The sequence below is a fragment of the Xanthomonas sp. 3058 genome, from assembly GCF_014199765.1.
In the GTDB taxonomy this organism is placed as follows: domain Bacteria; phylum Pseudomonadota; class Gammaproteobacteria; order Xanthomonadales; family Xanthomonadaceae; genus Xanthomonas; species Xanthomonas campestris_B.
Window position 1 is genome coordinate 182,157 of record NZ_JACHOF010000004.1, and the last position, 22,703, is coordinate 204,859.

The 22,703-nt window shown below is 64.3% G+C and carries 21 protein-coding genes and 1 pseudogene; 5 read left to right on the plus strand and 17 right to left on the minus strand.

Annotated features, from left to right (window positions below; translation table 11 throughout):
- The first annotated feature begins 10 nt into the window (after positions 1-10).
- Positions 11-244 carry a glutaredoxin family protein gene (locus tag GGR61_RS07870; protein ID WP_184407094.1) on the plus strand — a complete coding sequence of 78 codons (234 nt, stop codon included), beginning with the start codon at positions 11-13 and terminating at the stop codon, positions 242-244.
- Positions 245-749: 505 nt separating this feature from the next.
- On the opposite strand, the gene GGR61_RS07875 is transcribed toward GGR61_RS07870, so the two are convergent.
- The 4 genes from GGR61_RS07875 to GGR61_RS07890 all read right to left on the minus strand — a co-directional run bounded on the left by GGR61_RS07875 (position 750) and on the right by GGR61_RS07890 (position 3,267).
- Positions 750-1,334, minus strand: a complete 585-nt coding sequence (locus GGR61_RS07875) for a cold shock domain-containing protein (RefSeq protein WP_184621043.1) — start codon at positions 1,332-1,334, stop codon at positions 750-752.
- Between the two features lie 131 nt (positions 1,335-1,465).
- Positions 1,466-2,035, minus strand: coding sequence for a YceI family protein (locus GGR61_RS07880; RefSeq protein WP_184407092.1), 570 nt, complete (start codon positions 2,033-2,035; stop codon positions 1,466-1,468).
- A gap of 9 nt (positions 2,036-2,044) precedes the next feature.
- Entirely contained in the window at positions 2,045-2,608 is a 564-nt protein-coding gene (locus tag GGR61_RS07885; protein ID WP_184407091.1) for a cytochrome b, read from the minus strand.
- Entirely contained in the window at positions 2,605-3,267 is a 663-nt protein-coding gene (locus GGR61_RS07890; RefSeq protein WP_184621044.1) for a YceI family protein, read from the minus strand. Before GGR61_RS07890 ends, GGR61_RS07885 begins: the two co-directional genes overlap by 4 nt.
- Before the next feature lie 96 nt (positions 3,268-3,363).
- Here GGR61_RS07890 and GGR61_RS07895 point away from each other — a divergent pair, with 96 nt between their 5' ends.
- Both GGR61_RS07895 and GGR61_RS07900 read left to right on the plus strand, forming a co-directional pair.
- Complete coding sequence (locus GGR61_RS07895; protein WP_184621045.1) at positions 3,364-6,921, plus strand: ATP-binding protein; 3,558 nt, start codon at positions 3,364-3,366, stop codon at positions 6,919-6,921.
- Between the two features lie 323 nt (positions 6,922-7,244).
- Positions 7,245-10,820 (plus strand): ATP-binding protein, encoded by a 3,576-nt coding sequence (locus GGR61_RS07900; RefSeq protein ID WP_184621046.1) that lies wholly within the window; start codon positions 7,245-7,247, stop codon positions 10,818-10,820.
- 8 nt (positions 10,821-10,828) lie between these two features.
- On the opposite strand, the gene mdtD is transcribed toward GGR61_RS07900, so the two are convergent.
- Entirely contained in the window at positions 10,829-12,250 is a 1,422-nt protein-coding gene (mdtD, locus tag GGR61_RS07905; protein WP_184621047.1) for a multidrug transporter subunit MdtD, read from the minus strand.
- 907 nt (positions 12,251-13,157) lie between these two features.
- Here mdtD and GGR61_RS07910 point away from each other — a divergent pair.
- Positions 13,158-14,486: a helix-turn-helix domain-containing protein gene (locus GGR61_RS07910; protein ID WP_326520624.1), complete on the plus strand. Its 1,329-nt coding sequence runs from the start codon at positions 13,158-13,160 to the stop codon at positions 14,484-14,486.
- Here the strand turns inward: GGR61_RS07910 and GGR61_RS07915 are convergent.
- The 6 genes from GGR61_RS07915 to GGR61_RS07940 form a co-directional block, all read right to left on the minus strand.
- Positions 14,472-16,142, minus strand: a complete 1,671-nt coding sequence (locus GGR61_RS07915; RefSeq protein WP_184621049.1) for a hypothetical protein — start codon at positions 16,140-16,142, stop codon at positions 14,472-14,474. The two genes, GGR61_RS07910 and GGR61_RS07915, sit on opposite strands and share 15 nt — an antisense overlap.
- Positions 16,143-16,295: 153 nt before the next feature.
- On the minus strand, positions 16,296-16,982 hold the full coding sequence (locus GGR61_RS07920; RefSeq protein ID WP_184621050.1) for a glycoside hydrolase domain-containing protein: 687 nt from the start codon (positions 16,980-16,982) through the stop codon (positions 16,296-16,298).
- Between the two features lie 41 nt (positions 16,983-17,023).
- Positions 17,024-18,070 carry an NUDIX domain-containing protein gene (locus GGR61_RS07925; RefSeq protein ID WP_221237323.1) on the minus strand — a complete coding sequence of 349 codons (1,047 nt, stop codon included), beginning with the start codon at positions 18,068-18,070 and terminating at the stop codon, positions 17,024-17,026.
- 4 nt (positions 18,071-18,074) lie between these two features.
- Positions 18,075-18,689 (minus strand): hypothetical protein, encoded by a 615-nt coding sequence (locus GGR61_RS07930; RefSeq protein WP_184621051.1) that lies wholly within the window; start codon positions 18,687-18,689, stop codon positions 18,075-18,077.
- Positions 18,686-19,771 carry a hypothetical protein gene (locus GGR61_RS07935; RefSeq protein WP_260287207.1) on the minus strand — a complete coding sequence of 362 codons (1,086 nt, stop codon included), beginning with the start codon at positions 19,769-19,771 and terminating at the stop codon, positions 18,686-18,688. The genes GGR61_RS07930 and GGR61_RS07935 overlap by 4 nt, the downstream gene beginning before the upstream one ends.
- Positions 19,772-19,985: 214 nt before the next feature.
- Positions 19,986-20,333 carry a hypothetical protein gene (locus GGR61_RS07940; RefSeq protein ID WP_184621052.1) on the minus strand — a complete coding sequence of 116 codons (348 nt, stop codon included), beginning with the start codon at positions 20,331-20,333 and terminating at the stop codon, positions 19,986-19,988.
- Positions 20,334-20,408: 75 nt separating this feature from the next.
- On the opposite strand from GGR61_RS07940, the gene GGR61_RS21110 reads away from it, so the two are divergent.
- Positions 20,409-20,537 (plus strand): hypothetical protein, encoded by a 129-nt coding sequence (locus GGR61_RS21110; RefSeq protein ID WP_260287302.1) that lies wholly within the window; start codon positions 20,409-20,411, stop codon positions 20,535-20,537.
- Positions 20,538-20,904: 367 nt separating this feature from the next.
- Here the strand turns inward: GGR61_RS21110 and GGR61_RS21115 are convergent.
- The 6 genes and pseudogenes from GGR61_RS21115 to GGR61_RS07970 form a co-directional block, all read right to left on the minus strand.
- Positions 20,905-21,066, minus strand: a pseudogene (locus GGR61_RS21115) (RebB family R body protein); the annotation flags it as partial.
- Positions 21,063-21,308 carry a RebB family R body protein gene (locus tag GGR61_RS21365; RefSeq protein WP_184621054.1) on the minus strand — a complete coding sequence of 82 codons (246 nt, stop codon included), beginning with the start codon at positions 21,306-21,308 and terminating at the stop codon, positions 21,063-21,065. The pseudogene GGR61_RS21115 and the gene GGR61_RS21365, both read right to left, overlap by 4 nt.
- Before the next feature lie 24 nt (positions 21,309-21,332).
- Positions 21,333-21,668, minus strand: a complete 336-nt coding sequence (locus GGR61_RS07955) for a hypothetical protein (protein ID WP_184621055.1) — start codon at positions 21,666-21,668, stop codon at positions 21,333-21,335.
- A 121-nt stretch (positions 21,669-21,789) separates the two neighbouring features.
- The gene (locus GGR61_RS07960) at positions 21,790-22,068 is read right to left on the minus strand and encodes a RebB family R body protein (RefSeq protein WP_022973268.1); all 279 of its coding nucleotides are present in this window, start codon (positions 22,066-22,068) and stop codon (positions 21,790-21,792) included.
- 51 nt (positions 22,069-22,119) lie between these two features.
- Positions 22,120-22,386 (minus strand): RebB family R body protein, encoded by a 267-nt coding sequence (locus GGR61_RS07965; protein WP_184621056.1) that lies wholly within the window; start codon positions 22,384-22,386, stop codon positions 22,120-22,122.
- 30 nt (positions 22,387-22,416) lie between these two features.
- Complete coding sequence (locus GGR61_RS07970) at positions 22,417-22,686, minus strand: RebB family R body protein (RefSeq protein ID WP_184621057.1); 270 nt, start codon at positions 22,684-22,686, stop codon at positions 22,417-22,419.
- Positions 22,687-22,703 lie beyond the last annotated feature (17 nt).

The following is a 22,703-nucleotide window of genomic DNA, read 5'->3' on the forward strand; positions in this document are numbered from 1 at the left end:
GAACTTTGCGATGGCCTTGACGCTGTACCAACGCGACGATTGCCACCTGTGCGACCAGGCTGTGGAGGTGCTGGCGCAAGTGCGCGCAGGCGAGTTCAGCAGCGTCTTTATCGATAACGATGCGGAGCTTGAGGCCGCTTATGGTGAGCGGGTGCCGGTGTTGCGCGATGCGGGTGGGCGCGAGTTGGGGTGGCCGTTCGACAGCCAGCGTTTGCGCGAGTGGTTGAATGCCGGTACACGCTGATGCCGTGCGTGCGCACCCGATACGCGCCAGAGTGTGGATTCAGAGCGGCTGAAAACGACTTCACGCCGGTCTGGTGCGGGGAGGTGATCTGGGCCTTCGCTGCAGGGCGGCCATCTGCCACTTGGCTGCAGTGCCCTTGCCCGCCCACCATCGCGGGACACGCCGCAAATACGTCCTTGTAAGCTCTTACGCGGCATCCATGCCGCGTAAGGTCCCGCGACGGTGGGCGGGCAAGGACCAGTGGAGATGGTCGTTTGCATCTTTTTTAATCAAACAGTCGGCAAACTTTATGGTGCGGTGTCCTCGCCGCTTGCGGGACCGTGTGGCGGCATGGATGCCGCCACCGAGCCCCCAGGGACGGGTTCACGGCGTGTCCCGCGAGCGGTGAGGGCACCGCGCGCTCGACCAACTCAGCGTTTGACCTGGGCGTTTGACTGCATCTAACAAGATGCGGCTAACAAACTATTCTTCTCGGCCGCCCGTTCAAGGTGTCAGCCGCATTGATTCAATGGCACCACTGGTCCTCGCAGGGCACGCCATCGTTGTCGCCGTCCATCGCGGTACCGGGGCAATGGTGCAGTACGTAAGTAGCTTCGGCGCAGGAACTCATCTGTGTGCAACGCGTGCGCCCGCCACAGCTGTATTGCGCGGTGGGCGCAGACGCAGGCGTGGTTGCTACGGGCCGCGTTGGCGACTGCGTTTGCTCTAGTGCCGGTGCCGGGGTGAACACATCGATCAAGTAGTCGCGCTGCTGATAGGCGAACGCCCCGCCACCGAGCACCAGCATTATGAGCAAGACCTTGCCAAGTCCGATCTGTCCTTTTGCCGGCACCGTGCGTGTCGCGTTGCGTCGCACAGGGGCGTCATGCTTGGGCGCGTGCGTTCCGGCACGCACGACGCGCACCGCGCGCGGGCGACCATCCGGGCCAGGCTCGGTTTCGAAGGAGATCACTTCGCCGATGCGCGGCGCCTCGAAGCTGCGCGGAAACGCGGAAATGTGCACGAACACGTCATCGCCCGGCTGAGCAGGGGTAATAAAGCCGAAGCCGCGGTCGGTATTCCAGCGGGTCAACGTTCCATGTGCGCGCATCGTCGGCGTCCTTGGGGCGAGTGCCGAGTCTAGCTGTCGCGCGGTGTCATTCAATCATCAGGCACAAAAAAACGGCGGACCCGACGAGGTAGTCCGCCGTTCAATGGCCGCGTCCGGTGCGGCCGGTGGCGTTACTTCGCCTTGAACACGACCTTGGTGCTGATCGCGGTTTCGTTGGGAATGGTCTTGGTGTCGGCCCAGTCGCCGCTGCCCACGCCGAAGTCCAGGCGCTTGACCACGGCCTTGCCGGTCAGCACCGGCTGCGCGCCGGGGGTCCAGGTAAAGGTCAGCGTGACCGGCTTGCTGACGCCGCGCAGCTCCAGGGTGCCGTCGGCGGCGTACTGGTTGCCGCCGAGTGCGCGGAACTTGTCGGCGCGGTAGCGCGCGGTGGCGAACTTGGCGACATTGAAGAAGTCCGGCCCCTGCAGGGTTGAATCGCGGTCGTTATTGCCGCTGATGGCACTGGCCAGCGGAATACGCACATCGAGCTTGGCGCCGGCAAGATTGGCCGGATCGAAACTCAGCGTGGTGTCGAAACCGGGGAACTTGCCGGTAAACACTTCGCCATCGTATTTGCTGGCAAACACCAGCGACGAGCCGGGTGCCTGGATGTAATCGGCGGCGAGGACCGGCGCGGCGGCGAAGGTGGCGACCAACGAGGCCGCGACCAGCAGGGGAGAGGCAAACAGCTTGGACGACATGAGAAATCCTTAGGTTTTGGAAGAGAGCCAGCCGCGCGGCAACATCCGCGCCAAGGTGGCGTCACGCTGGAACAGGTGGTGATAGAACGCAGCGCCGGCATGCGCCAGTACCACGGCAATCAACAGCCAGAAGCCCCATTCGTGGATGAAATGCGCGATTGCGCGCAGTTGTTCGTCTGGCGGGCTGAGCTTGGGCACAGCGAATAGCCCGAACCAACGGAACGGCCGCAGCCCGCTGGTGGAGTCGTACAACCAGCCCGACAGCGGCATGGCAAAGAGCATCGCGTACAGCAGCCAGTGGGTCAGGCTGGCGATGCGTTCCTGCCAACGTGGGGTGCCGTTGACCGGCGGCGGCGCGCCCGCATACAGGCGCCAGCCCAGCCGCACGATCACCAACGCAAGCACGGTCAGCCCGAGCGATTTGTGCGCGGTATAGACCCAGAAATATTTCGGTGTCTTGGGCAGTTCGCCCATGGTCAGGCCGACGATGCCCAGCACCAGGATCAGCAGCGCGATCAGCCAGTGCAGGATCTGGCTGACACCGCCCCAGCGTTCGATATTTTTCAGACTCATGTTCGGTTTTCCGGAGGGGCGGCAGTGTCAGGGGCGGTGGGGGCATCTTGCGGTTGCGGTGCGTCATCGTCGGCGCGGCCTTCGCGTACGGCCTCGGCTTCGATCCGCAGTTCGACCGTATCGCCGATCATCGATTTCCACGCGTCGATACCGAATTCCGCACGGCTCAGCGTGGCGGTCGCGGAAAACCCGGCGGTGCGGCGGAACGGTGGCAGCGGATGGCGTTTGAGTGCATTGAGGGTCACGTCCAGGGTGACCGGGCGAGTGACCCCATGCAGGGTCAGATTTCCGGTGACCTTGGCACGGTTTTCGCCGTTGGCCTCTACGTGCGTAGAGACGAAACGGGCGTCGGGAAACCGCTCGGCGTCGAGTAGGTTGCGCGCCAGCGTGGCCTGGTTCCACTTGGCATCGCCCAGGTCGGTGCGTTGCAGCGGCACGCTGACATCCAGCCGCGCTGCGGCCCAGTCGTCCGGGTCGAAGACCAAGGTGCCGCTAGTTCCGGAAACGGCGCCTAACGCCTTGGAAAACCCGGCATGTTCAACCGCGAACATGACCCGGGTATGCACCGGATCCAGCGCATAGCGCACCGGCGCGGCGCTAGCGGCAAGGCTGGTCATTCCCAGGATGGCAAGCAGCAACAGGTGGGCGAAGGTTGTCATGGGCGGATTCTAGGCATATCCCGAGGATGTGCGCGCGGCTTGCGCTCGCAACGATCCGTTGCGAGCATGCGGGCTGGACGTGGAAAGGATGCCCACATGCGTTATCTGCTGCTCATGCTGCTTGCCGCCCTGACCGTATTTCCGGCGCTGGCGGAGGTGCCGGCGATTCCGCGTTTCCGCATCGTCGGGGCTGCCGAGGGGCTGCCCTCCACCATGATCACCGCCATTGCGCAGGACCGCGCCGGCTATCTGTGGATGACCACCACCGATGGGTTGGTCCGCTACGACGGCGCAGAGTTCAAGGTCTGGCGCAACGATCCGACCGATCGCTACTCGCTGCGCAGCAATCTCCTGCAGGCGCTGTATATCGACAACCAGGATCGGATCTGGCTGGCGCTGGGCGGCGCGGGCGTGGCCATGCTGAGTGCCGATCGCCGCAAGCTGACCGCGTATCTTCCCGATGACGTACCCGAACTGGCGCTGGGAGACGTCTATGCCATCGCCGGGCGCGGCGACGAGGTCTGGTTTGGCTTGTCCACCGGCAACGTCTTGCGTCTGGCGGCCACGGGGCAATTCACCTCCTTCGACCTGGCCAAGATGGAGGAGCCGCTGACGCCCAGTCCCGTGTATGCGCTTGCGCTGGACGATCGCGACCGGATGTGGATCGGCACCCTGGGCGGGTTGGCCTATTACGACGGCCTGGCATTGCACCGCGTGCGCCCGGATGGTGACGACACCGGCATCAATGCGCTGCAATGGGTCGGCCAGCGGCTGTGGGCTTCCATGGACACCGGGCTGCGCTACATGGACGCGTCCGGTGCGTGGCATACGCCCTCCTGGGCACCGATGTTTGCTGCCGGCAACCGGGTCTGGACAGTGGCCGACGCTGGCGATGGCGAGTTCTGGCTGGGCACCGAACAGGGGCTATGGCATACCCGTCCGGATCATCCGCCGACGCCGGTCAACAATGGCGATGCCCCGCTGGTCTCCAACCGCCACGTGACCACCATCTGGCGCAGTCCGCACGGGGGAATCTGGGTGCCACTGCATGGACGCGGGCTTGCCTATCTGCGTGAAGACTGGCGCCGCACTGCCGCTTTCAAACAGATCAACGACCAGGGCAAGGGCATCGTCTGCAGTCTTGCGCCAGCCAATCGATCCGGTGGGCTTTGGCAGTTCGACGGCAGTGGGCGGTTGCTGCGTTACGACACGTCCACCGGGGCACTCGTGCAGACCGGTATCCAACATCCCGACCTGCGCGATCTGCAGATTGCAATGACCCTGGAAGACAGTCGGGGGCAGCTCTGGCTGGGTAATGGCGAGCACCGGTTGTCGCGTCTGGACCTCGAAACGGGCGCGCTTGAGCATTTCAGCGATGACGGACCTGCTGAGACGGTCATCTGGATGGGCGAATCCGGCGACGGCACGTTGTGGACCGCTTACGAGCAGGTGATCCAGCGGCGAGATCTGGTGACCGGGCGCGTGCTTGAGACGATTTCCCAGGCCGACCCGCATGGCCTGAAGCAGGTGATTCCCAGTCAGCTGAGCGTGGCACCGGATGGGAACCTGTGGCTGAGTGCCGTCGGCGGCATGTACGTCTGGCAGTCCGCGTCACATCGCTTCGTACCGGTACCAGGTCTGCAGATCGATCCGATCCAACGCTTTGTCTTCGAGGATCAAAGCCACCTGTGGCTTTACCGCGCAGGCAACATTGAGCGTTGGCAGAAAGACGGTGCCGCGTGGAAGCGGGTGCGCCGGGTTCGTGCGGCGGAAGGCTTTCCGGCCATGGACGCATACGGTTTGGAGCTTGATGGGCTTGGACGCGTGTGGATGTCCGGTCCGCGCGGCCTGTGGCGCATCGATGCACGCACCACGCCCGCCCGGATCCGCAGTTTCAGTGCGCGCGACGGATTGACCAGTCAGGAGTTCAGCCGCCGCTGTCTGCTGATGGCGCGCGATGGGGTCCTCGTCGGGGGCACTGCAGACGGCTACACGCTGCTGATCGATACCAAGGCGCCGGATGTGCCGTCGTTCACCCCCCAGATGCGCCTGGAAGCGGTGAGCATCCAGCGCGCCGATCGCCGTCAGGCATTGTCGATCCTCGGTGGCTTTTCGCTTGCGCCGAGCGATCGCCAGTTGCGGATCAACATGCGGCTGCTCTCGTTCGTCGATCCGATGGCCAATCGCTACCGTACGCGGCTGTCGGGGTTCGATACCGGGTGGGTGGAACATGGTGCTGCGGGAATGCGCGAATTCTCCTCGTTAGCGCCAGGCAGTTATGTCCTGGAGATGCAGGGGATCGATCCATTGGGCAATGCATCGCAGGTGCAATCGCTGCGCTTTTCGGTCACTCCGCCCTGGTGGCGCAGCGATGCCGGCATTGCGCTGATCTGCATGCTGGCAGTGCTGCTGGGCGGCCTGCTCGCCGCCGCGTACCGCCGCCGTGTGCGGATGCGTGCGCAATGGCAGTTGGCCCAGCACAAGCGCGAGCTGGCCGAGCAGGCGTCGTTGGCCAAGACGCGCTTTCTTGCGACCTTGGGGCACGAGGTGCGCACGCCGATGACCGGTGTGCTGGGCATGAGCGAGTTGTTGCTGCAGACGCCGTTGGACGCACGGCAGCAGGGCTATGCCAGTGCGATCCAGTCGGCAGGCAAGCATCTGCTGCGGCTGGTCAACGATGCATTGGATCTGGCGCGGATCGAGGCCGGCAAGCTGCCGCTGGATGATCGCGATTTCGATCTGCGCCAGTTGGTCAGGCAGGTGGCCGAGCTGGTGCGCCCGAGTGCCGAGCAGAAGCAGTTGGCTTTTGAGTGCGAGCTGGATGACGCGCTGCCGCCTGCATTGCATGGCGATGCCAGCCGGGTGCAACAGATCCTGCTCAACCTGTTGTTCAACGCGGTCAAGTTCACCGAGCGCGGCAGCGTGCAGCTGCGCGTGTCGGTGTTGCCGCACAGTCCGGCGCGGGGGGTGCGGGTAGAGGTGCGCGATACCGGTCCGGGCATGAGCGCCGAGCAGCGTGGGCGCCTGTTTCAGCGTTTCGAGCAGGCCGAAGGCGCACACACGCTCGCGCGACATGGCGGCAGCGGCCTGGGGCTGGCGATCTGCCGCGAGCTTGCGGCGGCGATGGGCGGTGCGGTGACCGTCAGCAGCGAGTTGGGGCAGGGGGCGTGTTTCGTGGTCGAGTTGCCGTTGCGCTGGGCGCGTGCGCTCCCGGAGCTTGCCGCGCCGCGCGTCACCTCGGCGCAGGCCTCGGTCCCGTTGCAACTGCTGCTGGTCGAAGACGACCCGACCGTGGCGCAGGTCATTACCGGCCTGCTGCAGATGCGCGGCCATCAGGTCACCCATGTGCTGCATGGCCTGGCCGCATTGGCCGAGGTGGCGACACGCAGCTTCGATGCGGGCCTGTGTGACCTGGATCTGCCGGGGATCGACGGTGCTGCGCTGGTGGCGCAACTGCGTGCGCGCGGCGCGCGCTTCCCGATCATCGCAGTGACCGCACGTGCCGATGCCGATGCAGAACCGCAGGCGATGGCGGCTGGCTGCAACGGATTCTTGCGCAAGCCGGTCACCGGCGAGTTGCTCGCGCAGGCCCTGGCGCAGGTGCTTGCCGACGCTGCCGATACGCGGGACGGCCCGGCCATCGACTCGCGTTGACCAATGCCGCAAGCGCTGGCCGTGTAAGGCCTTGCACGCTGCGGCATGGATCATGGGGGATGCTGTCTCAGGCGTTGTGGTCGGTTTGCCTCCGCTGGCCGCTCGCCGCGATTCAATGATCGCAACAGGGCCGGCGCGACAAGGGTACGGCGCAGCCTGCGCACATCCGCCAGCGCCGATCTGTCGGTCCAAGCGAGCGTGACTGCACGGTCACCTGCATGCTTGGCAGGTCGCATCGCAGGTTGCGCGTCCGCCTGCACCGCGACAGGCTTGCCCGTGCACGGTGCGGCCCGCACTATGCAGCAACCTGCAGCGAAACCTTCATGTCTCATCTACGTCCTCGCCTCGATTGCCGGCAGCGCTTTGCCAGGCTGTGTGTGTGTCTGCTGATCGCAGTGCTGCCTGCGCTTGCCTGTGCGAGCGTGCCGATCACCCCTGTCCCCGTCCAGCTCACCGTCGCCGATGGCTTGCCGTCCAATACGGTCAATGATTTCGCCGAGGACAAGCAGGGCTATCTATGGCTCGCCAGCGACGACGGCCTGAGTAGATTCGATGGGCGCAGTTACCGCATCTGGCGGATGGAGGAAGGACTGCCCAACAACGGTGTGTGGGCGATCTGTATCGACGCCGACGACCAGGTCTGGGTCGGCTTTGAAAACGGTGGCACCGGGGTGATGAGCGCCAGGCAGCGGGTGTTCAAGCGGCTGGAGAGTCCCGAATTTCCCGAACTCAAGGAAAGCACGGTCTGGGTGATCGCCGCGCTGGGACGTGAGGTCTGGTTCGGGACGTCCAGTAACGGGTTGTATCGGCGCCGCGCCGACGGCAGCCTGCAGCGCTTTCAGTCGGTTGCGGGAGACCCGCACAGCCTGCCGTCCAATACCGTGAACGCATTGAAGGTCACCCCTGCGGGCGATCTGTGGATCGGCACCGGCGCCGGCCTTGCGCGCTGGAATGGCAAGGACTTCGAGCGATTGCCGCTGCCTGGTTCATCACAGAACACCAATGGGCTGCGCATGGAAAGCGACGGCACGCTGTGGGTCAGTGATATCGATAAAGGCTTGTTCAAGCTCGACCCCAGCGGCCACTTTGTGCAACAGCCCTGGCAGGACAGTACCGGAACCCAGCGCGTGCTCGGCATGCTGCTGCGTGATCGCAGTGGACGTTACTGGCTGGATACGATGTCCGGTCTCGGTATTTCCGACGGGGGACAGGTCAGCAACGTGCCGATCTACAGCCCCTCCGCACATGGAATGGTCAAGCCCAGTTGGGCCACGGCCTACGAGGACCGCGAGGGCGGGCTGTGGTTCTCCAGTCTCAATGGCGGGCTCTGGCACCTGCCACCGAACTGGAACACCTTCTCGGTGTTGTCGTATCACGCCGACGATCCGCAATCGATGAGCAATCCCTTCGTACGGGTTGCCACGCCGTCGGTGTCAGGTGGGGTGTGGCTCTCCGGAACGCGCGGGGCGCTGGAACGCCTGGACCCGGCGACGGGGCGACTGGAGCGCCACGGCAGGGTGATTTATGGCCTGCGTTGGCCGGACGCCATTCTCGAAAGCCCACAGGGAATTGTCTGGATCGGCTTCAAGGCGGGTCTGGTGCGCTACGACCCGCGCACCAGGCAGATCAGGCGCTTGCCGATCTCGGATGACCCCACATCGGTGGCCTATTCGGATTCGCCGGGCCACTTTGTCGCCGATGAGCGGGGACACATGTGGGTGTCTCTGATGAGGGGCGGGCTGCAGATACGCGACGAAGACGGTCGCCTGCTACGCAGCATCGCACCAGGACAGCACGGCCTGGGAACCTCCAGCATCCGCGATCTGCGAACGGGCCCGGATGGCGAGGTCTGGCTTGCAAACAGCACCGGTCTGTGGCGCTGGGAGCCGCAGACGGATCGTTTCGTGCCGGTGCCCGGTGCGCCTGCGCAGACAGTACACGTGTTTCGATTCGGCGAGGCCGGCATTGTCTGGATCGGGCTGGTCGGGCAGATGCGGCGCTACCTGTGGGACGGTCACCGGCTCAAGCATCTGGATACGGTGGACGACACGCAGGAATTCCCGATGGTGGAGCCCAACGGGCTGGTGATCGATGCCGGTGGGGTGGCCTGGGTTTCAAGCGCGCGCGGACTGATCCGCATCGATCCCGGCAGCAAGTTGGTGCGCGTGTACGGCGTGCACGACGGACTGCCGAACCAGCAATTCCAGCCCGACACGCTGGTGCAGGCAAACACCGGGCAGATCGTGGGCGGCACGCCCGACGGCGTGGTGCTGTTCGATCCGGGCGCCATGCGTCCCAGTCTGCATCGGCCGGTGCTGTTGATCGAGCGGGTGGGGTTGCGTCGTGGCGAGAAAGGCCTGGATGTCACCGGCATCGAACCGCTGCAGATGCTCGACGGCGACCGCGATCTGCACATCGTCGCGCGCATGCCGACCTTCACCAGTCCCGAGTCCACCAGTTACCGCTTCCGGTTGAGCGGCTACGACCCGGACTGGATCGATGTCGGCCCCAGCGGCGAGCGGCTGTTTTCGCGGCTGCCTTCGGGCCCTTACACCTTGGAAGTGCAGGGGCGCACCGCCGACGGCATCTGGTCGGCCAGCCAGACGCTACGCTTTCAGGTGCTGCCGCCGTGGTGGCTGTCGCCGTGGGGTCTGACCCTGCTGTGCCTGCTCGCGCTATGCAGCATTGCCGCTGCGGTGCTGCTGTACCGCCGGCGTCTGCATCGCTTGAATGCCTGGCAACTGGCGGTCCACAAGCAGGAACTGGCCGAGCAGGCATCGCTTGCAAAGACCCGCTTTCTGGCCACGCTCGGGCATGAAGTGCGCACGCCCATGACCGGTGTGCTGGGCATGAGCGAGTTGTTGCTCAAGACCACGCTGGACAACAAGCAACGCAGCTATACCGAATCCATTCGCCGCGCAGGCGCGCATCTGCTGCGCCTGGTCAACGATGCGCTGGATCTGGCGCGGATCGAGTCCGGGCGCCTGGAGCTGGATCTGGAGCCGTTCTCGGTGCGCCAGCTGGTGGCCGAAGTGGAGGGGCTGATGGCGCCGCTGGCGCAGGAGCGCGGCCTGCGTTTCAGTCTGGAAATCGGCCTGCTGGGCGACATCACCGCCAGCGGCGATGTCACCCGCATCCGCCAGATCCTGCTCAATCTGCTCAGCAACGCGATCAAGTTCACCGAGCGCGGCGTGGTCGGGCTCAAGTTGACCACGCTGGGCTCGTATCAAGGCCTGCGTTTCGAAGTGGCCGATACCGGGCCGGGCATCAATGCCGATCAGAAGGCACGGCTGTTCCAGCGTTTCGAACAAGGCGATGGGGCCAAGACCACGTCGCGTTACGGCGGCAGCGGCCTGGGCCTGGCGATCTGTCAGGAACTGGCGATGGCGATGGGCGGGCATATCGAGGTGATCAGTCGCCTGGGCGCCGGCACGCGCTTTGTGGTCGATCTGCCGCTGCGTTGGGTGACGTCCAATGCCACGCTCGGCGGCGAGGTGACGCGTGCCAGCGCGGCGATCGCACCGCAGCGCATCCTGCTGGTGGAAGACGACGCGACCATCGCCGAGGTCATCGTCGGTCTGCTGCGTTCGCAAGGCCACTCGGTGGTGCATGCCCCGCATGGGTTGGCTGCGTTGACCGAGGCGGCCGACAACGCCTTCGACCTGGCCTTGCTGGATCTGGACCTGCCGGGCCTGGATGGTTTCGCGCTGGCACGACAGCTGCGCGTGTTCGGCTACGACATGCCGCTGATTGCGGTGACCGCACGCTCGGACGAAGCGGTCGAACCCACTGCACAGGAGGCTGGATTCGACAGTTTCCTGCGCAAGCCGCTGACCGGCGACATGCTGGCCGACACGATTGCCGAGGCGTTGCGACGGCGCCCGCGCGCGGGCCTGTAGCGCAACGGTTACTCGGCGACTTCTTCCACCTGCCGGGGATGCGGGCGGGTCTCGGCCAGCTGCCAGAAGATCAGCGTCGAAGACAGGGTGATGCCGCCCACGCACAGGAAGGTGGCATGCAGCGCCGCCGTGGCACCGTGGCTATCGCCCAGATGCGTGTTGAAGGCGGCCAACAGACTGCCCGCCGCCGCCGCGCCGAAGCCGGTGGCCAGCATCATCACCATCGACAGCAGGCTATTGCCGGGGCTGGCCTGCTCGCGGTCCAGATCGCGCAGGGTCACGGTGTTCATCACGGTGAACTGCAGCGAGTTCACCGCACCAAAGCAGGCCAGTTGGATCAACTGCAGCCACAGCGGCTGACCGACGTCGATCAGCGCGAAGCTGGCCATCGCCAGGCCCACCAATACGGTATTGAGCATCAGGATGCGCCGGTAGCCGAAGCGGCCGACCAGTTTCACCGCGGCGCGCTTGGAGGCCATGCCGGCCAGCGCCACCGGCACCATCATCAACCCGGCATTCATTGGGCTCATGCCCAGACCAACCTGCAGCAACAACGGAATCAGGAACGGCATCGAGCCGCTGCCCACGCGCGCGAACAGGTTGCCCAGAATGCCGATGCGATAGCTGGCCACCTTGAACAACACAAGTGGAAACAATGCAGCCGGCGCACTGGCCGCATGCAGCCAATAACCGGCCAACGCGGCCAGCCCGCCGATCGCCAGCAGCATTACGAACGCATGCCGTAATCCGAGTTCGGAAATGCCGTCCAATGCGAGCGACAACGCCACCATCCCGACTGCCAGCATCAGATAGCCGACCAGATCAAAGCGCTTGCGCGCATCGCCATAATGGTCCGGCATGACCTTCAACGCAGCGATGAAACCGATCACCCCGATCGGCAGGTTGATCAGGAACACCCAGTGCCACGAGGCGATTTCGACCAGCCAGCCGCCCAGCGTGGGGCCGATGAGCGGGCCGATCAGCGCCGGGATTGCGATGAAACTCATCGCGCGCAAAAAGTCGGTGCGTGTCACCGTCTTGAGCACCGCCAGCCGGCCCACCGGCAGCAGCATCGCGCCGCCGATACCTTGCACCACGCGTGCGGCAACCAGTTGCGGCAGCTGTTGTGCGGCTGCGCACAGCAACGAACCCAGCGTAAACACGATGATCGCGGCCAGAAAGGTGCGCCGGGTGCCGAAGCGGTCCGCAATCCAGCCCGATGCGGGAATGAACATCGCCACCGCCAGCGCATAGCTGAAAACCACCGACTGCATCTGCAGGGGGCTTTCGTGCAGGCTGTGCGCCATCGACGGCAACGCCGTGTTGACGATGGTCGCATCCAGCATCTGCATGAAGATCGCCAGCGACACCAGCCACAGCAAGGGCTTGATGGTGTCGTAGTCGCGCAGGACGGGGACGGGTCGGGACATGGTGGTCGCTATCGAAGAGGACCTGCATTATCCCAGCACCGCCGTGCAGAAACCCAGAGAGGCGTGCTCACTCGGCAAGGGGGCCTTCCTGCCTGCGGGACGTGGCGCTTGCCGGTGCCATCGCCGCGATGGTCATCCATCGGTCCATCCACCCCTGTGGCGCCCCCGATGCGTTGGGAGTGTCGTCAGGGACGCGCAAGGTCGGCTGCCGCCCCGGATTTGTGCCGGAGTGTGCATCGCGGGTTGGCCCCGCATCGCACCGGCTCGCGCTCGATCGACACGCGCGGCATGTCGAATACCTCCTGCTCCACGCGCACTCCCTGCGCGTGCCTTGTTGCTGCTGCATCGGCAACGAGTGCGACGAAGCTCACCTAATCGAATACGAAGCGCCGATTGGATACAGATCGTCGGGATTGGCCTAGCACGCAGTGCTAAAGACCGGGATGGCTTGCAACAAGCATCTGATTCGCTGGCGACGATCTTGCGCCTCAAACGGGTCTGGGCATCGAGGTGAGGTCGGTCTCGCTTTCGGTGACGCAGTCGTGTGAGAAACGAAGACGCCCTTGGGGCTACCCAAAAGCGGGATTCATTGCCTGGAGCTCTGCCGACGGTCTGGTCAGGGATGGCGCGACTTGGGTATGGCCGCTTTTGAGCGCGCCAACAATCAGGTCAGGAATACTCAATGGACAATCAGGTCATCGATCTACTGCGGCGCGTCTATCTCCCAGGGGATCCTCTTCCGGTGTTGCTGGAAAACATTGCCGGCGCGTTGTGCCGGCATGACAGCTTCAAGGGAGGCACGTGTCGGTTTACCTGGGCACCCACGATGCATCCGCCGTATCCCGACGTGATGCGTGATGGCGACAAGCACCGGGTGTTTTATTTTCCGGTGGTGTATGCAGAGCGGGTGCTCGGCGAACTGACGGTGATGTTGGCCCACAGCGGGATGAGCCAGCCCATGGCTGCGCTGTGTCAGCGCGTTGCAAAGCGCTGCGGCCATTTGATCAAACGCCATGAAGCGCGGGCCTGGGCCGAAGAGCGGATGAATCGTTCGTCATCGATCACCGGCGTTTGTGATGCCGTATGGCAACTTGACGAATTCGTCGAGCGCGTTGCGCATACCCGCCTCCCAGCACTCTTGCGCGGCGAATTCGGCACCGAGACGGATGCGGTGGCGCTCATGTTGCACGCGCACGGGCCATTGCGCGATGGGCCGTTCGTCACGATCAATTGCGCCGATCCTGCCGAAGATCCTGCCGCGTGGTTCAAGCGCGCCGCAGGCGGAACGCTGTTTCTGCAGGATATCGACGAGCTGGATGCAGCGCTGCAGCGCCAGGTGCCTGAGCGCATTCGGCTGGCACAAATCCACTGCTCCGCAACCGACGGCAATGGCGTCAGCAGGGTGATTGCCTCCACGACCGCCGAGCTGCGGCAACGGGTGCGTGCAGGTCGCTTTTCGCGCACGTTGTTGTCGCAGCTGGATTTTATGGCAGTGGAGTTGCCGACCTTGCGCAACCGGCGGGACGACCTGGAATTCCACCTCGCACGCGTGCTGGCTCTGCACGGTTTCGATGCGTGTCACGTTGTCACCGATGCATTGATGGATGCCGTGCGTCATTACCATTGGCCCGAAAATCTCCTGGAGCTGGAACGGGTCATCGTGCGGCTGGCGGTGATGACCGGCGGCAAGCCGATCGAGATTGCCGACATCCAACGGTATGCGCCATCTCTTACGCAGAGCCTGCTGCAACGACCGCATGACGATCTGCATGCAAGCGTGTGCCGGTCGCAGGATGCTGCATGCGAAGCACCGAAACCGACCGCCCCGGACGACTGGATTGCCGACCTCCCGCATCGGCAGGGCCAGCGGCTTGCCACCCTGCACGATGCGCTACGGCGGGCGCTGGTGCACCTTGGTGAGCACTATGCCGAGCCGCTGACCTTGGGGGATCTGGCCAGGCAAGCGCATGTGAGCCAGTCGCATCTGGGCTTTCTGTTTCGGGAGGAACTCGGCACCACGTTCAAGCCGCTGCTACAACGGCTGCGCATCCAAAAGGCCAAGGAACTGCTGCATGCTCAGCAGAAATTGCGCATTACCGAGGTGGCGCTGAAGGTTGGCTTCGGCGACTTGAGCCATTTCGAGAAGAGCTTCCGGCGGTTGGTGGGCATTTGTCCACGCCAGTTCCGCAAGACCCATGGCGGAGGAGAACCATCGCCCCCGTCAAGCCTGCGGTAACAGTGTCTTGATGGCTTCGTGCTGCTTGGACAGCAGGTCACGCAGCACGAACTCATCGACCAGCGCCGCAGCTGCCTTGCGCTGGTTATCGATATCCAGCAGCGCTGCATAGGCGCTGCCATCTGCGACCGGGTCGGCGTGGAAAGGCGCCTGCGCGCTCGTGGCGGTGGTGAGGGTCAAGAATGCAAGCGCCTTTTTCTCGAAGGGGGGCTTTTTGTTGTTGAGGAACACCACCAGCGTGCACTCGTAGCTGAGGCTGCCCACACGTGGGGTATTGTGGGGCTGGGCCAGCACCTGAACCTGCTCACCCAGCCAGCGTCCGACAGCCTGCTCGAACACGGTGATATCCAGTCCGCGCAGTTGCTCATGGCTGACCCGAGCCACGGCCGCCATGTCCACGCCGGAAAAGCGCAGCTGATCGACCGCCAGATAGGGGCTTTGGGCGAGGGTATGCATCAACAAAAGATCGTCGCTGAAGGCGGCCGAGAGCACGACCGGCGCGGTGAATGCGGACGACAGCAAGGTGAGCATGGTGGCGGTGCCGTAGCGTGCGGCCATGATGCGCGTGCGCGTGGCATCGGTCGGCTGTCCGTTGACGTAGTCCGGTGCGGCTCCCACCGTGCGTGCGCGCACCGATGCCATCAATGCGTTCACCAGCGCGGTGGCATCGTCGCCTACCTGTCCGACGTGTCTGCCCGCCATTCCATCGAGCACGCTTTGAAAGTGCGGCAGCTGCGCTCTGGACGCGTACCAGGCATGGATTGCGGCCACGCGTTCGCGCCGCTTGGCTTCCTTGTGCGCGCCCAGCGCGTGCGGGTCGCTGGCGATCTCGCACAACATCAGCAGATTCTCGCGCAGATGGTAGTCCAGGTCCGGTAACGGCAATTGCCAGCGCTCCTGCGCGCCGCCAGCGGTGGCGATGGTCAGGTGGCCGTTTTCCATCTCCGACCAGATCGCGATCGCTTCGATCGTGTCGCGGCGCGGCAGGCTCACGTCGATCAATTCCATCAGGACGCCGCGTGGACTTGCCGGTTCCGTAACAATCCGGTCGACATAGGTTTCCATGAGGTTGGCGTGCCAGGTGTAACCCAGGCGATAGAGCACGAAGGGCTTGATCCCGTCGTTCAGCACGATGCCTGGCGGGGATGGGGTATCGCGCTCCCCGATCTTGGCGATCTCCACGCCGGTATAGGCGGACAGGCCGGTGCGGTCACGCTCGAAGACCCGGCGTAATGTTTGCGGCGCGTCACAGGTGACCAGACACCTCACGTCGACTGTGTTCGGACTCCATTGCGCACGTGGAATGGGGTAAAGCCGCTCTGACAGCGGAGATTCGAGGGCCGTCAGCAGACTGAGCTCGAAGGCGATGAGGACGCCGGCCTTCTTCATCTCATCGACGACGATGTCCTCGATTTCCGCATGCAGCGCATCCTGCACGGGTATGGGAAGCCAGGGATCGATCGCGACCTGCGTGTCCCAATCCGAGCTTCCCGAATCGAACAGGTGCTGGTCTTGCCCCTGCAACAGGTCCATGCAGGCGGTGAATGCATTGCCGCCCTTGATGTAGAAGCGTGCCAGCGGCTGGTCGTCGCGCAACATGAATTGCTCGCGCAACGCGATGCATAGAGCTGCGATCCGATCCTGGATGGTGCCCAATGCCTGGATCACCGCTGAGCGCACGTTGGGATAGCGCGCCGCGTCGTTGATCCGTTTGGTCAACTCGCCGCTGATCGCACGGCGCAGTTGTTCTTGTTCGGGAGATTCCTTCATGGCGTGGTCTCGGCTCGCAAAGGGGAAGGGGGCGTTTGCTCAGGGAGCGCTTGGATCTGCGGCGTCGGAGTAACTGAGGTCGATCTGCAGACCATCGCAGGGCGTTCCCGGCAGCGACAGCACCGCGTTCTGTTCGCACTGCCAGAGCGCGGCATGCGCATAACCGCAGCCGGCCGGATCGGATGCGGTCACCGTCCGGATGTCGCCGGCGTAGGTGTGGGTGTTGGCGTTGGCGACGCGCCAGGCCCAGACCTGCAGCGTCGGCCCCGGCGCGAGTGCGGCCACCAGGCTGGCGGCCAGTACGTGCGAGCAATACAGGCCCGGCGCGTAGCCGGCAGCGACCAGTGCCGCGATCCAGGCGCGGATGTAGGCGATTCCAGCGTCACTGGGTTCCCCGCCGTCTTCCCAGTCAAGATAGACCGTCGCACCAACGGGAAAGCCCTCTTGATCGGCCAGGAAAGCCGCGTTTGCGCCGTCTACGCTGCCCTGGTCTGCGGTCACGGTATGCGAGCCCGGCCCGGCGCTCTGTTGGCCAAGATAGATCGGCGCCAGCCCCCAGCCATTGGCAACCAACGTCGGTCGCCATCCCATCCATCCGGTATCCGCATGGCTGGGCGCAGGCGCCAGGTAATAGCCGCACCAGGCCAGCCCGGTCTGTGTCTTCAACCAGGCGAGCGCGGGCAGTCCCGGAAAGCGGTCGGTGTCAAAGCCGATGTGGAAGGTCATGGTGAAGTTCCGCGTGTGGAGAGGGCTGGTGGAACGGGTAATCAAACAGTGACTTGCAGATGCATGGCGATCAGCGCGTACCAATCGATGGCATGGCGTCTGCTTTTCTGCCACTTTCTGTCATAACTGGTTGGGGTAGGCGAACCCGGATGGTCAATGCGTGCCTGGGCGCAAGCCGCGTTGCTTACAGCGGCCCGCGACAGGACTTGGTAGGTACCCAGATAGGCGCGCAGTTGCGATTTCTCGACGCGTTGCACACCTTCGATTTCCCAATCGCAGACTGCGCTGCTGGCCGGTCGATTGCCGATTGCGCGTGGAACAGTGGCCCGATTGATGGATGTCGCAATGTCATCCAGAGAAAGCCTGGTCGAGAAACACGCCAGCCAGAACGAGTTGCGTTCCGGGTCGGTCAGTTGCACGGGCGGATCGCTCGGGAAGTCACTCACGTTGTCGAGCGAAAAACCGGTCTCCTCGGCAAACTCGCGCCGCGCCGCAGTCTCGGGAGATTCGCCGTCGTGGATGCCGCCACCGGGTAATGCCCATTGGCCTGCCTGATTGACGATGCCTGGTGGTTGGGCGGCTGCCCAGGTATCGAGCGCGGCCGCGATCGCCTCGGCCTGCGCGCGCGGGGTGTTCCATTGCAGGGGATTGCCCCCGGCAGCGGCGATGCTGGATGCGAGCGTGGCGGTATCGGCCTTGATGTGCGGAGAAAACGGAATGGCCGGGCGGCGTGCAATCGTCACATCGATGAGATTCTGGACTGCGAACAGCGCGTTGTTGGCGATCACTTTCCCGTCGGGATTGGCGATGCATGCGTTTCTTGCACGATCGAGTGCGCTTGCTGCGTCGGGAAAGACGGGTATCCCGTCGCACAAGACCCCGTTTGCCGCCTGGTATGCGTTACCTAGCCGAACCCGGGCAGTGTTCCAATCCTGCGCTGGATCCGCATTGGTCTGACATACCAGCGCAAGCGCTTCCATCGCCAGTACCGGCGCCGCGTATTCCGCCCACCACTGATTGAGTAGGCGTTTGCGCGCGATCAGATAATGGCCGGCGCCGTCCGACACCGCCGCATAGACCTGTGACATGTCATCAGCTCCGGTCCGGTGTCGATGCATCCGCTTCTGCAGCCGGTTGCGCTGTGGGCATGGCCGCAGCGATCGCCTGCTCGGCCTGCCGCTGCGCTGCATCGCCCGCTGCGCTGGCGGCCTGCTCTGCCTGTTGCCAGGCCTGGTTTGCGTTGGCGACGGCCTGGGCGACGGAATCATCGCTGCTGGTTGCCGCTTGCTGCACGGCCCGGTCGCTGGCCTGCATCGCCTGCGCGACCTGCTCCTGCGCAGTGCGCAGTGCGACCTCGGCCAGGGACGGGGTGGAGGTGGCAGAGGCGCTGGCTGCGTTCGGCAGCGGTTGTGTGTCGTCGGTCATGCTGTTTTCTCCTTGAGTGCGATCGGCCGCGCATGGCGCGTTCGTATTGGTGATGTCGCGTTGTGTCGGCGCCGCGGTGGGCAGTGGGGCGGGGACAGGATGGAATGGGACGAGATTGCGCAACATGTCGCTCAATGCCTGTTCGGCCTGCACGACGCTCTGGCGTGCCGCCGCCAGAGCGGCAGCGCGCCCTTGATGCACCGCGTTGCGCACGGCGTCTGCGGCGCTCTCGGCAGGCACGGTCGGATCGGCTTGCGCGTTCTGTTCTGCTGAGGCGCTCACGAGGCGAACTCCGTGTCGGTGCCAGTGTCGGTGTCGGTCGCTGCCACCGAGGTCGTGCGGGGCTGCACTGCACCGAAGTCGCGTAGCGAGATCACGCCGCCGCTGACCTGCAGCAAGGCCGACATCGTGTCGTTCTGCATGGAAAACATGCAGCTGCTGCCGTCTTGTCCCAGCACGCCGCGGGTGGGGCGGTTGGCGACCAGGAAGGCCTGTGCCGACTGCAGATAAAGCTGCAGCGCGTTGCGTGCGCTGTTCACGTCGCCGCCCCGGTAGCTGGTGTGCTGGGCGATCTGCTGCGCCGCCAGGGAAAGCCGCGCAAAGCCGATCTGCCGGCCACGGGCGAGCCATTCCGCGACGCTGCGCTCGACTTCATCGGGCGAGGGCAATCTTTCCACCTGAGGGCAATCCAGGGTCGGGAACAGCAGCGGCAACAGGGTCTGCAGTCCCGATACGGCGGCGTGCGCGCGTTCGTCCTGCGTCGTTTGTGCGGCGGTGTAGTACAGATAGAAGCGGTAGTAGTCGCAGAATTCCAGTGGCGTGCGTGCCTGTTCGACCGCGAACACGGCCGCTTCCTTCTGCACTGCCGGCGTCGTAGTGGTGGGCGTCGCTTCGGCGGCCAGTGCGCGTAGCGCCAGGCTGTCCTCGAAATTCAGTGCCTGGAAGACCGCTGCGGTGTCGATCCCGAGCTCGCCGAGCATGCTGCGGCCGGCTCCCAGATCGCTCGCGGTAAACAACGCGTTGTCGTGGAAGATGCGTTGCAGCTGCGCGCTGAGTACCGCGTTGTTTTCGCCGGTTTCGGCTTGCGCAAGCACGTTCAGATCGCTCAGGCTCAGCGTCATCAACTTGATCGGGCTCACTTTCAGCCCCAGTTGCGGAAGCAGCACGAAAGGCGAGGCATGCAGGCCTTGCTGTACTTCGTCGAGCAAGGTGCTCTCGTCGGAAAAGTCGTAACGCGATCCGGGCGACCGCATCGCCCAGTCCAGCCACTGCATACCGCCGTCGATGAAATTCAATGCATGTCTGCAAAGTGCAGACAACATGCTGGGCATGCTGATCAAGCGACCTGCGACCGTGACAGTCATGGCACTCCTCCTGGGTTGATGGTGCAGGGGTTATCTGCGGTGTGACGCGTACCAGGCGAGCTGAGCCACGACGCCGACGGCGGTGTGCTGTGGCGATCTGTAGCGACGCTGGCAAGCGTGCGCGGTGCGATGGCATTGGCGTCGCCCAGGCCGCGCGTCGGATGCGTGCAGTAGCGAACGCCGGCCGGGCGTCTCGCACTGCGCCTGACATGCGCTAACCGGCAGGAAAGTTCTTGAGCACCGACCCCGCCGCCGAACCGATCCGGGCGAAGTCGTCCGTCGCCCCCTGCATCAGCGCCTGCGCCTGGGTCAGCGCGATGACGTACTTGTCGTCGCCGGTGGCCAGGTATTGCGCCATCGCCACACCCACTGCGGTGGTTGCAATCGTCGAGACGTTGCGCAGCGCATCGGTGGCGTCCTGCACGGCGATGGCAGTCGATTGCGCAACCGATTGGTAGGCCTTTCCGGCCCCGCTGGTCAGCACAACCTGCGGACTCATCGTCGCCAGCTGGACCTGGTTGATGACATCGATGACCTGTGCATTGACCTTCGTCGGTTCCATCTTCGCTCCCATGGAATGATGTGTGGCCTTTCACTGAGGCCTGGTGGTGGAACACCTCGTCTGTGCCGAGGAGTTATGGCTGAGACGGTGGTGCTGGCGCAGGTGGAAGTGCAGATGGAGATGCAGGTGCAGGTGCAACAGGAGCAGCAGGTGCAGGTGCAGCTGCAGGAACAGGAGGAGGTGTGGCAGCAGGGGGAGCCGTAGCAGCAGAAACAGGAGCAGCAGTGGCAGCATGGTCGGAGCCAGCAGCGGGAGCAGGTGGGGAAGTGGCGGGCTGTGGGGGCACGCTCATCGCATGCAGTTCCATGAGATCAGCGGCTGCCGTGGCAGCGTTTGCCGATGCGCCTTGCGCTTGTGTTTTCAGCACTTCGACAGCCACCTTGCCTTCCGCGGCTGCGGCAGCGATGAGCGCCGCTGGCGGGGACGGTGCAGGCGGCGGGCCTGGCAACGGCGCGACCGTCGGAGGTGGGCCGGGCGGCGGGGGCGGCAATGGGGCCGCAACCGTAAATGGTGCCGAGATCATCTTGGCGCAGGCAGCGGTGATCGCCGCCGCATTGATCATGCCGGCGCCCTGTTGCCGGTTGACCGCGTTGTGCATCGCCATGCCGAGCGTCTCCAGCATCACGGCGTCGAGCATGCCCAGCGCCTGTGCCGGCGCCTGACCGGTGGTCAGCGTCACGATGCTGCTGACCGCGTCGACGATCTGGCTGTTCACGGTACTGTCGTCGATCATGGCGAAGTGGCTCCCTTCTGGATGATTAAGGCAAGAATCTGGGTGAGGGCTGCATCTGCAAGAACCTGTCCGCGCTGCTGGCTGGCGACTGCGTTTCCCATCGCCAGCGCGATGGAGTCCGACAGCGCCAGATACGTCGCGCCCATCGCGAAAGCCGGGGCCTGCCCGAGCGTCATCGCCGCGCCGGTGCCGGCTGTGCCAACCAGGCTGGCGACGCTTGCTGCAGGCGCGCTAGGCTCCATGACGGGGCAGCCGCAGTGAGGTGGTTAGGCCGGCAACGCCTTGTGCGGTCCAACGCCTGACGATGCCGAAAACAAAACGGTGTTCTGCGGAGCGTGCCGGCGGGCGTATTGCAGCGCCACGCCATCGGCAACGCGTTCCAGAGACGCGACATGCTCGTGATCCACGTCGATCGCATCGCCGCGCTGCTGGCGATACAGCAGCGGCGGGACTCCGGCAACGTCGGGCAGGATGCTGTCGAAAGCGACATGCATCACGGCTTTCTGATTCGGCGCCAACGTTGCCACGATGGTGTGCTCCCTGAGCAGCTTCACAACCACGTCCAGGGTGTTGGAGGTTGGGACATTGCGTAAATGCAACATGGTGCGTCCTTTCTCGATTCAACAAGCCTCGCCTGGATGACCGAGCGGCTTGTCTGTCTGTGCCAGGGCGTCGCGCCGCGATCCAGGCGCCGCTCATGCGGCAGCGGCGCCTGGTTGGCGTTTACCGCAGCCCGGCGCTCAGGATTTCGCGCGTGGCCACGCCGTCGGATGCGGTATCGATCGAGTACAGGGTGGACACACCCTGCGTCGTCGACGCCTGCATCGTCACGTAGGACTGCTGCTGGTTGTTGGTGGCGTTGTGCGCGGCGTTCGACAGCGCCTGGCTGGTTGCAACGAACAGATTGCCCATTGCGATCGCTGGCGCATCGCCAAGGACCTTGGTGTTGACCTGAGAAACGGAATCGGTGATCTGGCTATTTACGGCAGTCGGAAAGGCCATGGTGATAGTTCCTTGGTGGAGTGAAAGAAAGAAGAGCCCGCGGCGTTAGCGTTAGCCGAGAATCTTCCGGGTGGCGGCACCGGTGGTGCCGGTATCGAGCGAGTACAGCAGCGAGACGCCCATCGTGGTGGCTGCCTGTGCGGTCACATACATCTGTTGTTGCGCCAGCGTTGCGTTATGCGCCGCATTTGCCAGCGCTTGCGCGGTGGCCTGGTACAGATTGCCCATGGCTGCGGCGGGAGCGCTCCCCAATACCTGCAGGTTGGCCTGGGAGACCGAATCGGTGATCTGGTCGTTGACGGCGGTGGGAAATGCCATTGGCTGATGTCCTTGGCGTCAGCCGGGCGATTAAACGCTCAGCAACTGCTTGGTGACGACGCCGGTGGTGGCGGTGTCGATGGAGTACAGCGTCGCCACGCCCATCGTGGTGGCCGACTGCGCGGTGACATAGCTCTGCTGCTGGGCGTTGGTGGCGTTGTGGGCGGCATTGGCCAGGGCTTGCGCGGTTGCCTGATAAAGATTGCCCATCGCGATCGCCGGTGCATCGCCCAGGACCTTGGTGTTGACCTGGGTAACGGAATCGGTGATCTGGTTATTGACTGCGGTCGGAAATGCCATGTCGTGCTCCTTGTGTG